This window comes from Pseudomonas yamanorum (assembly GCF_900105735.1).
GTDB classification, from domain to species: domain Bacteria; phylum Pseudomonadota; class Gammaproteobacteria; order Pseudomonadales; family Pseudomonadaceae; genus Aquipseudomonas; species Aquipseudomonas yamanorum.
In genome coordinates this window covers 6,360,564-6,372,886 of record NZ_LT629793.1, presented here as the reverse complement: position 1 = coordinate 6,372,886, position 12,323 = coordinate 6,360,564, and the positions used below count along the sequence as shown (strand labels likewise).

The following is a 12,323-nucleotide window of genomic DNA, read 5'->3' as shown; positions in this document are numbered from 1 at the left end:
CTCAATTCCTTCATGCAATTGACACAAATTGGTACAACCTGTGCAAACGTTTGCGGAACGAACCTGGACACCAGGTTCACCTCAACCCGAGGAATCGGGCCACAACCGCGTAAGAACAGGGATTTTCAATGCAACCCACTTCCAGACGGCCCGTGTCGGCCACCCCTTTTGCTGTTTCCCTGCTACTGGCTACCGTTACGGGAGTACTCAGCGCACCCATTTTGGCGCAGGAAAAACCCTCCGATGACTCAGCACAGGGCGAAACCCTGGCCCCGGAAGCCAGCCCCTCAAAAAAAGGCGTGTACCTGTCGGACTGGTTCAATCAGGACCTGACGGTGATCGGCAGCAAAGACATCAGCTTCGGCCCCAAACCCGCGGATGACGTGTACCTGGAGTACGAATACTTCGGCCGCAAGGGCCCGTTCGAACTGTATGGCTACGTCGACATCCCGAAGATCTTCGGCATCGGCAACAGCAATGACAAAGGTGCGTGGGACCACGGTTCCCCGGTGTTCATGGAGCACGAGCCGCGTATCTCCATCGACTATCTCGCCGGCCGCAGCCTGGCCATCGGCCCGTTCAAGGAATGGTATGTAGCGTTTGACTGGATCTACGACCACGGCAGCAACAAGGACAACCGCGCCAACACCTTGTACAGCGGCCTGGGCACCGACATCGAGACCCACTCGCGGGTCAACCTGTCGGCCAACTTCTACGGCCGTTACCAGTGGGAAAACTACGGCGCCAGCAACGAGTATTCGTGGGACGGCTACCGTGCACAGATGAAATACATCGTGCCCATCGGCAGCTTCGACAATGGTGCGTCGCTGACCTATATCGGCTTCACCAACTACGATTTCGGCTCGGACCTGCACAAAGACAACCCTGCGCGCACCGCCAACGCCCTGGTTGCAACAAACGTGCTGTTGTATTCGTTCACTCACCTGCGTTTCACCCTGGTCGGCCGTTACTTCCACAACGGCGGTAACTGGGAAGACGGCAGCGAGCTGAACTTTGGCGACGGTAATTTCCGCGCCCGCTCCAACGGCTGGGGTTACTACGCCGGCGTGGGCTATCAATTCTGAGTGTGAGCAAGGAGCAGTAGATGAAGACCTTTACCCGCCTTTCAATCGCCATCGGCCTGGCCGCCGGGGCGCTGTTGCCGCAGGTCGTGCTGGCCGATGCACCGGCCCCGATCAAGCCCAAGGTGATGCTGATCACCATGTTTGCCCCCGAGGCGCAGAACTGGATCGACCGCCTGGAGCTCAAGCAGGAAGTGCGTGTGCCGGGCTTGTCGGCCGAATATCCGGTGATCCGCTGCAACACTCAGGACGTTTGCCTGCTGGTCACCGGCATGGGCCAGACCAACGCCGCCGCCTCGACCCTGGCACTGGCGTTGTCGCCCAAATTCGATCTGCGCCAAAGCTACTTCCTGATTGCCGGGATTGCCGGGATCAACCCGCACCACGGCACCATCGGCACCGCCGCGTGGGCGCATTACCTGGTGGAATTCGGTACCCAGTGGGAACTGGATTCACGGGACGCGCCGAAGGATTGGCCGACCGGCTATATCGGCATCAATACCAAGGGGCCGAACGAGAAGCCGCCACTGGACTACAAGACCGAAGTGTTCGAGCTCAATCCCAAGCTGCAAGCCAAAGCGTTTGCGCTGTCGCAGAAAGTCGAGCTCAGTGAAAGCAAGGAGTCCACGGCCTGGCGCAAACACTATCCGTATGCGCCGGCCAATCAGCCGCCGCAGGTCACCCAGTGCGATACCCTGGCGGGCAATACCTGGTTCTCCGGGACTCGTCTGAGTGAGCGCGCCGAGGTCTGGACCAAGCTGCTGACGGACAATAAGGGCGTGTACTGCACCACCCAGCAGGAAGACAACTCCACCTACGAAGCGTTGCTGCGCGCCAGCCGTGAAGGGTTGGTGGATATCAAGCGGTTGGCGGTGGTGCGGGCAGGTTCCGACTTTGATCGGCCGTACCCGGGCTACAGCGAAGTGGACAACCTGTTGAAGTACGCGGACCAGGGCGGTTTTGTGCCGGCGCTGGAAAACCTGTACCGCACCGGTAATCCGCTGGTACAGGCGATTCTGAAGAACTGGTCGGCGTGGGAAAAAGGCGTTCCCGAAGCCTGAATAAAGATCAAATGTGGGAGCGGGCTTGCTCGCGAAAGCGGTGGATCAGTGCCGAATGTATTGGCTGACACACCGTATTCGCGAGCAAGCCCGCTCCCACACAAGCCCGCGCCCACAATGAGCGGGTCAGGGCAGGAAGATAATCTTGTCTGCACTGCCCTGGTTCACTTCCTCAAAGCACTTCACACCGTCGGCCAGCGACACTTCCCGCAAACCGGTCGGCAGCGGCAGCAAATCCTCATCGAAGAACCGCCCGAATTGCTCCAGCATTACGGCGCATTGCTCGCAGTTGTAGAGCAACGAATTGATCCCCACCACCGAACCACCCTTGCGGTACAACGCGAGGGCCGGCAGTTGCACGTGCCCGTCCACCGGCGCGGCAATGATTGCGATACGGCCAAAAGGTGCCAGGGCCGCCACCGCGGCCGGCAGCCAGAAACCGGTGGTGTCAAAGATCACATCGGCGCCCGTACCGAACAGCGCGTTGACCTGCCCTCCCAGCGCTTCCGGCTGGCCCAGTAAAAGCCCCTCGAAACCCTGATCGCGCAAGGCCTCGACCTGTTCCGGCCGACGCACGGCCCCGAGCACCTGGGCCCCACGGATTTTCGCCAGGGCCAAAGCCGCACTGCCTACGGCACCGTTGGCACCAATCACCAGCAAACGCGTGCCTTTAGTTACACCACTGCGCTCAAGGGCGTCCCACGCCGTGGTGTACGGCACGCCGAGACTGGCGGCCTGGGCAAAGCTCAAATGGCTGGGCTTGTGCGCCACGCCCTTGGCCGACACGGTGAGGTACTGGGCGTGGGAACCGTCAGCGAAAAAGCCCAGGTCGCGACCGGTGCCCCAGACTTCCTGGCCCACCAGTGCCTGCGGGCCGTCCACCACCACCCCGGCAAAGTCCCGCCCGGGAATGCGTGGCAACGTGGTGTAGGGAAAACGCCCGAGCACGTTCTTCACATCGCTGGGGTTCAACCCGGCGGCCTTGATCTGCACCAGGACTTCACCCGCTGCCGGCACCGGGGTGGCGACGTCGACGTAAGCGAGGGCAGCGAGATCGCCGGTGGCGGAAAATTGCAGTGCTTTCATGGCCAATATCCATCGAGGTTAAAAAGGGTTTCAGGAGAACCAGGCGCTGAACATTTGCCGGCCCATGGGCCAGAGCTTCTCGCCCATCAACATGCCCATCAGCCCGACCAGGGCGATGGCGGGAGGCGCGGGCGAGCGAAAGTCCAGGGCACCGTAAATCACGCCGACCAACAGGCCGATGGCCAGCGAAATCAGGTAATTCATGGAACACTCCGCAGCAAGGGTTGATGCGGTCAGTGTAGGGAAGCCAAATCCGAAGCATCGGCCAACTGCTTCAGGATTTCGGCCAAGCCTCAGACGGGATACTGCGACGGCGCCATCCCCAGTTCGCGGCGAAACATGTCGCTGAAACTGCTCGGCGAATACCCCAGGGAACGGGCGATAGCGCTGACCGGCTGGCCCTGGATCAACTCGGCCACGGCAGTGGCCAACTGCACATGGCGGCGCCACTCGGCAAAGCCCATGCCCAGACTGTTCTGAAACAGCCGGGCCAGGGTACGTACGCTGGCACCGGCCGCTTCGGCGTGCTGTTCGAAAGGAATGTCCAGGGAAGGCGACGCCATCACCGCCTGGCAGGCACTCGTCAGGCGTCGGTCGGCGCCCACGGGCAAGGCAATGCGGATCGGCGAGCGCCGGGCCCGTTGCAGTTCCAGCAAGGCCAGGCCGACCACGGCCTCGTAGTAGACCTGGTCACCCTGGTCGCCCTGCTCCACCAGCGCCACGATCAGTTCGCGCAGCAGCCCGCCGACCTCGATCACTTGCACCTGACTGTCCAAGGTCGCCGCCAGCGCCGGGCGCAGGTAGATGTTGCGCATCTGCAAGTCCGACACCACACGAATCCCGTGCTCGACACCTGGCGGCAGCCACACCGCGCGCTGGGGCGGCACCACCAGCGCTTCCTGGGGTGTCTCGACCCACATCACGCCGCTCATGGCGTAAAGCAACTGGCCCCAATCGTGCTGATGGGGCTCGACGTACAACCCGCGTGGGTAGGTACGCGCCAAGGGTTGCACGGGGACGGCGTGGTTGCTGAGGTCGGGCGGCGCGGCAAGGGCCATGGAGGGCACATCATTCAGGGCTGGAGAGCCATGATAAGACCTGCGGCGGATAATCCGAGTGAATTTTTACCGCGTCAGGAGGGTCACTTAAAGACACAGGGAGGGTTAACGGATCCATGACTAACGCAAAACTTTTCGTGATCGACTACACGCTGCATGGCCAGCCCAAGTCGTTCATCATCCGTCTGGAAAAACTCGACAACGCCGAAGCCTGGCATTGGGCAAGCTGCGATGCCGGCGTAGGCCGTATCGGGCGCTTTGCCCGGGAGCAGGTGAAGAAGACGAGCCAGCCGCAGGCCGAGAAATTCGGCATCGAAAACGTGCAGTGGCGCCGCTCGGATGCGCGCCCCACCGCCTGAAAACCGCTTGAAACCTGTAGGAGCGAGCTTGCTCGCGAAGGTCGTTAACGATAACGCGGGGCATCTGGTGCCCCGCGCCGCTCTCAGGTTTTTCGCGAGCAAGCTCGCTCCTACAGGTCGTCCGCGTTAGCCATGTGCCGACTTGGCACACTCGCACCCGGTCGCAGAAGCACAAGGCTCACCATGGGCATGATGCTCGGCGCAGCCTTGGCAGCAATACCCCTTGCCATCCTTCATCACCGCGTTTTTCCCCAACTGACAATTGCAGTGGGGGCAGGCGCATGTTTTCTCTTGCATGATCAGACTCCTGTTTCGTGGTCGTCCAGATGCGGCGAACGCCGGCACCTCAAGCAGTGACTACAGGCAATCATTCAAGGTTCAAAGGCCCTTCAGTCAGCCCGACGAGCGTTGCTGCGATACATGAACACCAGGGCCAGCGCCAGGCAAAGCATCGCCACGATCCGGCTGCCGGACAGTTCGATCGCCGGGTTCCCCAGCCAGCCAAAGTTGTCGATCAACATACCCATGCCCAACTGCCCGACAATCACCGCCACCGTCGCCACCGCCGTGCCGACAATCGGTACCGCGCCAACCATCACCATCATGTACACCACCCCGAACAACGCCCCGGTCAGTTGCCACTTCGGCACGTCCAGCAGGCTGACTGCATGGGCTGGCTCGAAGAACAGAATCAGCAACCCGGTACTGATCGCGCCCACCACAAAGGTCAGCAGACTGCTGCGCAATACGCCCACCGCCTGTCCGAGGCGGCCGTTGATAGCGGCCTGCACACTCAACACCGCACCGGCGGCCACCACCAACACCAACAACAGAATCAGATTCATCGCCTTAACCTCGTGCAATCAGAACAAGTGCCACCACAATCAACGCCAGTGCAATCCAGCGCTCAACGTTGACCCGCTTGCGGGCAGTGCCAAACCAGCCGAAGTGGTCGATCAACACGCTCTTGCCTACCTGGCCCGACAAAATCGCAATCATGGTCATCGCGATGCCGATATGTGGCGTAGCCAGGGTCAACACCACCACGTACATCGGCCCCAGGAAGCCGCCAATCAGTTGCCAGCGCGGCAGATCGGTCAACGCCGGGCCCTTTTGTGGACCGCTGAACAGCAACAGCAAAAACAGGATCGCCGAGCCGACGCCGAAGATGCTCAAGGTCGCCCACAAGTGCCCCACCTGCACACCCAGCGGGCCCAGCAAGCCGGCCTCAACCGACAAACCCATGCCGGCGAAAATCACCAGCGGCAACAGCAACAACCGAAGAAACGTCTTGGGCCTGGCCTGAGCCACACCCGCCACTGAAGAAGCCTGCATACATCACCTGCGCGTTAGAGAGAGGAACAATGGCGTGCATTATCCGGTGGCGCTGCTGTGCGATAAATGGGAGCATGCCGACAACACCTTTGCGCAATGCGCACAGCATGGAGTCATGATGCAGGGCTTGAACGAACTGAGTTTCAAGGCGCTTCGCCTGTTTGTCGCAGTACTGGACTACGGCAGTTTCTCCGAAGTCGCACGCCGTGAAGGGCTGGCACCCTCCTCCATTTCCCGGCAAATCCAGTTGATGGAGCAAGCCCTTGGCCAACAGTTGCTGTACCGCCACACCCGTGCGGTCAGCCCTACCGAAGCCGGGCGCCTGCTTGGGCATCATGCGCGGTTGATGCTGGAGCAACTGGAAGTCGCCGGCCAGGCATTGCAGGAACAGGAAAGCGAACCCAGCGGCCTGGTGCGTATCAATGCGCCGATGGTGTTTGGCCAGCGCCATCTCTCGCCGTGGCTTGGGGAGTTGTGCAGGCGTTATCCGAAGCTGCAACTGGATATCCAGCAAACCGACACCTACGTCGACCCGCTGCAAGACGGCACCGACCTGCTGTTTCGCATCGGCGTGCTGAACGATTCCGGCATGCAAGCGCGAATCTTCGCCCCGCAGCGCTTCCGCCTTGCGGCCAGCCCCGGCTACCTGGAACGTTTCGGTACGCCGCGCCATCCGGACGAACTGGTGAACCACCAGTGCCTGGCCTACAAGGGTGTCACCGGCCAACAACGCTGGTTCTTCCGCCGCGACCAGGACGACTGGACGTCCTACAGCGTCAAGGGCCCGATCACCGGCAACCACGCCGACACTCTGACCCACGCCGCCGAGCAAGGCCTGGGGCTGGTGGTGTTTCCATCTTGGTTGATCGGCGAAGGGCTGCGTGCCGGCACGCTGCAGGCGGTGCTGACCGACTACGAAGTGGCGACGACCCTGGAGCCGCAACAGATTGCGGCGCTGTGGCCGGGCAGTCGGCGGCTGTCGTTGAAGGTGCGGACGGTGATCGACTACTTCGTCGAGTGTTTTGGGGCAGTGCCGTACTGGGACCGTTGAGTAACCGTGGGAAACTATTCGGCCCGCACTGTCGGGAAAAGTCCCCCCTTAAGTAAGTCCGATCTGATTTTCCAAAACATGGGTCAAAAACCTCTTGCTCTCGGGCAGACTTCGACGAATTCCTTGAGGAGAGACGTCATGGATGCCAGTCATTACCCGTTCGGAAACCTACAATCGTCCCCGCAAAAATCACCTTCCACCAGCAGTCGGTTGATCTTTGCCTGCTTACGAAATTTTGGCTATATTTGGCCAAAACCTCGGGAAGACCAAATGATTACCGTACCGTTGGGTGAAGCAAAAAATAATTTATCAAAATTGGTCGATGATGCCGCCGCCGGCCAAATCATCACCATAGCCAAGCATGGGCGCGCGATGGCTCGCCTTGTTCCTGTCGGGAAACCGACAGGCCGGCGAATCGGCGCAATGAAGGGCAAACTGGTGGTGCCGGATGACTTTGATGCGCCATTGCCAGACGACATGCTGGATGCGTTTGAGGGAAACCACCCATGAGAATACTGCTGGATACCCATATCCTGCTTTGGGCCCTGAGCGATGATCCAAAACTGTCAGCAAAGGCCCGAAAACTGATCGAGAACGCAGCAGAAATTTACGTCAGCGCCGCCACATTCTGGGAACTGGCGATAAAGGTCGGGCTCGGGAAGCTCAACGTCAACCTGGACGAAATTCGCGAATACTGCCTGGAAAGCGGCTACGTGGAACTGCCCATAACCCCGGAGCATGCCATCGCGGTCAAGGACCTTGAACACCATCACAGGGACCCGTTTGATCGGCTCATCATTGCGACGGCTATTATTGAGCCGATGAAGTTAGTGACCGCGGACCCGATAGTGGCGAAATACACATCATTGGCCGTCTTGACGTAAATCACTTCGCTCAAAACAACCACTGCCCGATCAGCCAGGCATTCGCCCCGCTGATCACCACAAACAAACTCCAAGCCAACAGACGCGTCGGCACACTGTTCACGAACGGCCCCATCAGGCGCTTGTCCCCCGTCATGCGGATCAGCGGGTACAACGCAAATGGCAACTGCAGGCTCAATACCACCTGGCTGAGGATCAACAGCTTGCCGATGGCATCGTCGCCCATCAGCCACACACCGAGGAACGCCGGGATCAGCGCCAGGCCACGGGTAATCAGGCGTCGCTGCCAGCAGGGGATGCGCAGGTTGAGATAACCTTCCATGATCACTTGCCCGGCGATGGTGCCGGTGAACGTGGAGCTCTGGCCGGAAGCCAACAGCGCAACACCGAACAGCACACTGGCGAAGGCGCCACCGACCAGTGGGTCGAGCAGGTGATAAGCGTCCTGGATTTCCACCACGTCGGTGTGGCCGGTCTGGTGGAACGCGGCGGCGGCCAGTATCAGGATCGCCGCATTGACCAGCAGTGCCAGGGCCAGGGAACCGATGGTGTCGATACGCGCCAGTTTCACCGCGTCCTGGCGACTGGCCAAATCCTTGCCGAACAGGCGGGTTTGCACGATAGAGGTATGCAGGTACAGGTTATGGGGCATCACCGTGGCCCCCAGAATTCCGATGGCCAGGTACAGCGGTGCGGCATCGCTGATGGCGGACAGCGACGGGGTGAACCCACGGAACACATCCGGCCAGTAAGGCTTGATCAGCACCAGTTCGATGAAGAAACACACGCCGATGGTCGCCACTAACGCCAGCATGATCGCTTCCAGCCGGCGGAAACCACGATTTTGCAAGGCCAGGATCAGCAACGTATCAAAGGCGGTGATGACAATCCCGGTGGTCAGCGACACCCCCAGCAACAGGTGAAACGCCAGGGCGCAGCCGAGGACTTCGGCGAGGTCGGTGGCAATGATCGAGACTTCCGCGAGGATCCACTGCACGAATGACGAGCGCCGGCTGTAACGCTCGCGGCTCAGCTGCGCGAGGTCCTTGCCGGTGGCGATACCCAGCCGCGAGCACAAACACTGCACCGCCATCCCCGCCAGGCTCGCCAGCAACACCACAAACAACAGGTTGTAGCCGTAGCGCGAACCGGCCTCGATGGCGGTGGCCCAGTTGCCCGGGTCCATGTAGCCGATGGAGATCAGCAAACCGGGGCCGGCGAACTTCAGCACGCGCTTGAAAAACGACGCACGGGGATCAACGACGATGGAACCGGCGACTTCCGGCGGGCAGAACGGTGCAGTAGCGATTTTGGGCAGGCTGAATTTCACGCGGGGTACCAGGCTTTCACACAAGACGTGAACGCAGCTTATCAGTCAGACGCGACGGTACGCATCACCGTCTCCCGGGGCAGATCAAATGCCTCTACCACCTGGACCACCAGATCCATCTCCTGGTTCAGTGCCTCACGCTCCAGACGCTCGCGAATCACCCCGATCACCAGCACCGCCAGGGTGGTGATGGAATATGCCGGGCCGGAAAACGCCCGCACGCCGGAGACCAGCAGCATCGCCGCCGCCAGCGCCTGCCCTACCACAGGAATGGCCGTGGCCGCGCCCCGGCGCAGGATAAACCCGGTCAACCCGGCCAACGCAGTGCCGCTCAGGGCGGTGGTGGCGGAACGTCCGACATCGAAACGACTGAAAAAGCCCTGCTCCTTTTGCGCCGCAGCCTGCAGTTCCGCCTCGAACACTTGCCGATCGGCCTGGCTGAGCTTGTCCTTGTATTGCTCGATCAGCCGCTCGGCGACCTGCAGTTCCAGATCCGCCAGGGCCACCTTCTCGATCGGTTCATCAAACTTGATACCCACCCGCTGCGCGACGTCCTGGGCGATTTCGCGATAGCTCACGCCATGCCCCCGGGCCAGGTTCATAAAGGTATCGCCGCCCATGCGCTGCAACTCGATGGCCAGCTTCAAGGGTTCGCGCACTGTGGCGTCGATCGAGGAACTGCGCTTTTGCGCCATCAGCTCAGCGAAGAACTTCAACTCCTCCGGCCGCGCCTGCACCAGCAGCGGGAACAGGTCGACATCCTCTTCGGCAAAGCGCACTTCAGGGCTACGCTGATCGGCGCGGATCATGCCCCGGCGCTCCTGCAGCAGGTCGGTGTACTGCACCACCGTTTTCAATTGAGGCCAGTAAGCGGCATGGTCGAAAGTGGCCAGGTGCACATTTGCGACCTTGGCCTTGAGCGCGGGTGTCAGCGGGATGGCATAACGGCCGATACAACGCTCGGTGTCGGGCTTGAGCGCCAGCGCCCAATCCTTGCTCGAATGGCAGTTGATCACCCGTCCCTTGAGCGGCGCCGACACCAGGTCCCAAGGGCTGGACGTACAAATCGCGCCGCCCATCAGCAACAGGTTGTTCAGCGGCAATTCACGCGCCACTTCGGGGCTGGCCAGCAGGCTCTTGACCAGGAGCCGCGCGCCCAGGGAATGGCCGATCAGGTTGATCTGCCGCACCTTGATCGACTCGCCGTGCAGGTAATTGGCCAACTCGGGCAGCAGACTTTTGGCGACCTCATCCACCCGCGCCTCGACGCTTTTATAGTGGTCGAGGAAATAGGCAATCGCCTTGCCCACCCCGATGGTCGCCGCACCCAGGGCGCCACCGCCGAGCATCGAAGCGATCACATCCTTGAACGGTGCAAACAGGTTTTCCAGGAAGTGCCCCGCCGGCCAGAACAGCATCAGGTTGGTAGAGCCTTCGATGGTTGCCAGCTGCCGGGAGAAGTTGCCCAGTTGCTGCTGGTTGAAGAACGCCGAATAACCGTGCACGTAGAGATTGAGCACCTCCCCTTGGGGCTCGCCACACAACACAAACGTGGGCTTGCGGGTACGGTGCATTTCATCCCACTGGTGTTGCATGTGGCGGTGACTCCTGGCGACGACGGAGGGCGATAGTAACAAAGGGCGGGCTGCGGGAATGTGAAAAACTGATACTCGGACTATCCATATTCCTGCACAGTGATGACAGAAAACGTGGATTTTGTTCGCAGATTCAGTCCATTAACCTTTGTCGGGTCAACCACTGAAACCGAGGAACACCATGAGCAAGCCCGAATTTTTCATCACACCCGGTTACGGCGACATTGCACGGGAAACCCTGCATTACGCCCAGGCCGTAAAAATCGGAAACCGTGTCGAAACCTCGGGCCAGGGCGGCTGGGATGACCAGTTTCAGATTCCCGAATCCCTCACTGACGAGATCGCCCTGGCCTTTCACAACCTGGATCGCACCCTGGCAGAAGCAGGTGCCGGCTGGGAGCATGTGATCCACGTCAACTCCTACCACGTGGGCGGTTTTCCTCCCGAGGTGAACGAGCAGATGGTCAAGTGGTACCGCCATTACATGCCCAATCACGCGCCGATCTGGACCGAACTGGGGGTGGAGGCCCTGGGACTGCCAGCGATGCGTATTGAAATCCGCGTGACGGCGATTATTGCCTGACGCCGAACCGCTCGATCACCCAGTCGATAAACACCTTCAGCCGGGCGTTCTGATGTCGATTGGGTGGGTAGATGATGTGCAACGGGGCGGCGGGCCGAGTCCAGTCCGCCAGCACCGGGACGAGTTGGCCAGTCTCGACGTAGTAATCAACGATGGACTTGAAATGCTGTCCGACGCCCAGGCCAGCGAGCAGCATTTCCTTGAGGCCATTGCCTTCGTTGGTCGAAAAGGCGCACTGGCCTACTTCGTATCGAGTGGTGCCTTGCTCGAAAATCAACGGTTCCGGCTTGCCCGATCCGGCAAAAAAATAGCCGGCCTTGAGGTGATTCTTTTCGAGGTCTTCAGGAGATGCGGGCGTGCCCATGCGTTCAAGGTAGCCGGGCGCGGCGCAAGTGACGTACTCCAGGTCCGCAACCTTGCGGCCGATCATGGCCATATCATCCAGCTTGCCGACCCGCAGCACGCAATCCACACCCTCCCCCACGATATTCACGGCGCGGTCGCTGATGCCCAGGGCGATTGTGATGTCGGGGTACTCGCGATGAAAATCCACCAGCGCAGGTATCAACAGGCAATTGGCAAAGGACGCCGGCGCATCCACCTTCAGGTGACCACTGGGCTTGAGCTTCTGCCCGCGCAGGGCGTTGTCCAGTTCATCCAGCTCGGCCACCAGGCAAAGCGCGTGGTTGTAGTATTCCAACCCTTCCGGCGTCGCCGCCAACGCACGGGTGGTGCGGTGCATCAGCTTGACGCCAAGGTGCTTCTCCAGGTCGGTGATGAGTTTGCTGACGGTGGAGCGCGGCAGCGCCAACTGGTCGGAGGCGCGGCTGAAGGCGCCGGTTTCGACGACGCGGACGAAGGCACGCATGGCGAGGAGTTGGTTCATGGTGATGGCCGAT

16 protein-coding genes are annotated in these 12,323 nt (G+C 60.6%); 7 read left to right on the top strand and 9 right to left on the bottom strand.

What is annotated here, in order from left to right:
- Window positions 1-128 precede the first annotated feature (128 nt).
- Entirely contained in the window at window positions 129-1,085 is a 957-nt protein-coding gene (locus tag BLU46_RS29690) for a nucleoside-specific channel-forming protein Tsx (protein ID WP_093209005.1), read from the top strand.
- A gap of 20 nt (window positions 1,086-1,105) precedes the next feature.
- Window positions 1,106-2,143: a purine-nucleoside phosphorylase gene (locus tag BLU46_RS29685; RefSeq protein ID WP_063029317.1), complete on the top strand. Its 1,038-nt coding sequence runs from the start codon at window positions 1,106-1,108 to the stop codon at window positions 2,141-2,143.
- A 126-nt stretch (window positions 2,144-2,269) separates the two neighbouring features.
- Here BLU46_RS29685 and BLU46_RS29680 read toward each other — a convergent pair whose 3' ends face one another.
- From BLU46_RS29680 to BLU46_RS29670, 3 genes are all read right to left on the bottom strand, one after another.
- A complete protein-coding gene (locus BLU46_RS29680) occupies window positions 2,270-3,229 on the bottom strand; it encodes a quinone oxidoreductase family protein (protein WP_063029315.1) in 960 nt (319 codons plus the stop codon).
- Between the two features lie 30 nt (window positions 3,230-3,259).
- Window positions 3,260-3,433, bottom strand: a complete 174-nt coding sequence (locus BLU46_RS29675) for a DUF1427 family protein (protein ID WP_081253131.1) — start codon at window positions 3,431-3,433, stop codon at window positions 3,260-3,262.
- An 89-nt stretch (window positions 3,434-3,522) separates the two neighbouring features.
- Complete coding sequence (locus BLU46_RS29670; protein WP_093209001.1) at window positions 3,523-4,287, bottom strand: AraC family transcriptional regulator; 765 nt, start codon at window positions 4,285-4,287, stop codon at window positions 3,523-3,525.
- Window positions 4,288-4,403: 116 nt separating this feature from the next.
- Here BLU46_RS29670 and BLU46_RS29665 point away from each other — a divergent pair, with 116 nt between their 5' ends.
- A complete protein-coding gene (locus BLU46_RS29665; protein WP_017479865.1) occupies window positions 4,404-4,646 on the top strand; it encodes a DUF6555 family protein in 243 nt (80 codons plus the stop codon).
- Window positions 4,647-4,772: 126 nt separating this feature from the next.
- Here BLU46_RS29665 and BLU46_RS29660 read toward each other — a convergent pair whose 3' ends face one another.
- From BLU46_RS29660 to BLU46_RS29650, 3 genes are all read right to left on the bottom strand, one after another.
- Window positions 4,773-4,943: a metallothionein gene (locus BLU46_RS29660; protein WP_008437063.1), complete on the bottom strand. Its 171-nt coding sequence runs from the start codon at window positions 4,941-4,943 to the stop codon at window positions 4,773-4,775.
- A 92-nt stretch (window positions 4,944-5,035) separates the two neighbouring features.
- Entirely contained in the window at window positions 5,036-5,491 is a 456-nt protein-coding gene (locus BLU46_RS29655) for a DMT family transporter (RefSeq protein ID WP_003208100.1), read from the bottom strand.
- Between the two features lie 4 nt (window positions 5,492-5,495).
- Window positions 5,496-5,981, bottom strand: a complete 486-nt coding sequence (locus BLU46_RS29650) for a DMT family transporter (RefSeq protein WP_076016275.1) — start codon at window positions 5,979-5,981, stop codon at window positions 5,496-5,498.
- A 118-nt stretch (window positions 5,982-6,099) separates the two neighbouring features.
- On the opposite strand from BLU46_RS29650, the gene BLU46_RS29645 reads away from it, so the two are divergent.
- The 3 genes from BLU46_RS29645 to BLU46_RS29635 all read left to right on the top strand — a co-directional run bounded on the left by BLU46_RS29645 (window position 6,100) and on the right by BLU46_RS29635 (window position 7,916).
- The gene (locus BLU46_RS29645; protein ID WP_017479862.1) at window positions 6,100-7,032 is read left to right on the top strand and encodes a LysR family transcriptional regulator; all 933 of its coding nucleotides are present in this window, start codon (window positions 6,100-6,102) and stop codon (window positions 7,030-7,032) included.
- A gap of 138 nt (window positions 7,033-7,170) precedes the next feature.
- Complete coding sequence (locus tag BLU46_RS33285) at window positions 7,171-7,542, top strand: type II toxin-antitoxin system Phd/YefM family antitoxin (protein ID WP_231988837.1); 372 nt, start codon at window positions 7,171-7,173, stop codon at window positions 7,540-7,542.
- Complete coding sequence (locus tag BLU46_RS29635; RefSeq protein ID WP_063029307.1) at window positions 7,539-7,916, top strand: type II toxin-antitoxin system VapC family toxin; 378 nt, start codon at window positions 7,539-7,541, stop codon at window positions 7,914-7,916. Before BLU46_RS33285 ends, BLU46_RS29635 begins: the two co-directional genes overlap by 4 nt.
- Window positions 7,917-7,926: 10 nt before the next feature.
- On the opposite strand, the gene BLU46_RS29630 is transcribed toward BLU46_RS29635, so the two are convergent.
- Both BLU46_RS29630 and BLU46_RS29625 read right to left on the bottom strand, forming a co-directional pair.
- On the bottom strand, window positions 7,927-9,246 hold the full coding sequence (locus tag BLU46_RS29630; RefSeq protein WP_093208997.1) for an Nramp family divalent metal transporter: 1,320 nt from the start codon (window positions 9,244-9,246) through the stop codon (window positions 7,927-7,929).
- 41 nt (window positions 9,247-9,287) lie between these two features.
- Window positions 9,288-10,841, bottom strand: coding sequence for a DUF726 domain-containing protein (locus BLU46_RS29625; RefSeq protein WP_093208993.1), 1,554 nt, complete (start codon window positions 10,839-10,841; stop codon window positions 9,288-9,290).
- 181 nt (window positions 10,842-11,022) lie between these two features.
- Between BLU46_RS29625 and BLU46_RS29620 the strand changes: the two genes are divergently transcribed.
- Window positions 11,023-11,424 carry a RidA family protein gene (locus BLU46_RS29620; protein ID WP_093208988.1) on the top strand — a complete coding sequence of 134 codons (402 nt, stop codon included), beginning with the start codon at window positions 11,023-11,025 and terminating at the stop codon, window positions 11,422-11,424.
- Here the strand turns inward: BLU46_RS29620 and BLU46_RS29615 are convergent.
- Window positions 11,414-12,310, bottom strand: a complete 897-nt coding sequence (locus BLU46_RS29615) for a LysR family transcriptional regulator (RefSeq protein ID WP_231988836.1) — start codon at window positions 12,308-12,310, stop codon at window positions 11,414-11,416. The two genes, BLU46_RS29620 and BLU46_RS29615, sit on opposite strands and share 11 nt — an antisense overlap.
- Window positions 12,311-12,323: the final 13 nt, after the last annotated feature.

Coding starts and splice junctions, on each gene's coding strand:
- BLU46_RS29665 (WP_017479865.1), top strand. CDS start 4,404: ATGACTAACGCAAAACTTTTCGTGATCGACTACACGCTGCATGGCCAG.
- BLU46_RS29645 (WP_017479862.1), top strand. CDS start 6,100: ATGCAGGGCTTGAACGAACTGAGTTTCAAGGCGCTTCGCCTGTTTGTC.
- BLU46_RS29635 (WP_063029307.1), top strand. CDS start 7,539: ATGAGAATACTGCTGGATACCCATATCCTGCTTTGGGCCCTGAGCGAT.
- BLU46_RS29615 (WP_231988836.1), bottom strand. CDS start 12,310: ATGAACCAACTCCTCGCCATGCGTGCCTTCGTCCGCGTCGTCGAAACC.
- BLU46_RS29625 (WP_093208993.1), bottom strand. CDS start 10,841: ATGCAACACCAGTGGGATGAAATGCACCGTACCCGCAAGCCCACGTTT.
- BLU46_RS33285 (WP_231988837.1), top strand. CDS start 7,171: ATGGATGCCAGTCATTACCCGTTCGGAAACCTACAATCGTCCCCGCAA.
- BLU46_RS29680 (WP_063029315.1), bottom strand. CDS start 3,229: ATGAAAGCACTGCAATTTTCCGCCACCGGCGATCTCGCTGCCCTCGCT.
- BLU46_RS29660 (WP_008437063.1), bottom strand. CDS start 4,943: ATGCAAGAGAAAACATGCGCCTGCCCCCACTGCAATTGTCAGTTGGGG.
- BLU46_RS29690 (WP_093209005.1), top strand. CDS start 129: ATGCAACCCACTTCCAGACGGCCCGTGTCGGCCACCCCTTTTGCTGTT.
- BLU46_RS29620 (WP_093208988.1), top strand. CDS start 11,023: ATGAGCAAGCCCGAATTTTTCATCACACCCGGTTACGGCGACATTGCA.
- BLU46_RS29675 (WP_081253131.1), bottom strand. CDS start 3,433: ATGAATTACCTGATTTCGCTGGCCATCGGCCTGTTGGTCGGCGTGATT.
- BLU46_RS29685 (WP_063029317.1), top strand. CDS start 1,106: ATGAAGACCTTTACCCGCCTTTCAATCGCCATCGGCCTGGCCGCCGGG.
- BLU46_RS29655 (WP_003208100.1), bottom strand. CDS start 5,491: ATGAATCTGATTCTGTTGTTGGTGTTGGTGGTGGCCGCCGGTGCGGTG.
- BLU46_RS29670 (WP_093209001.1), bottom strand. CDS start 4,287: ATGGCCCTTGCCGCGCCGCCCGACCTCAGCAACCACGCCGTCCCCGTG.
- BLU46_RS29650 (WP_076016275.1), bottom strand. CDS start 5,981: ATGCAGGCTTCTTCAGTGGCGGGTGTGGCTCAGGCCAGGCCCAAGACG.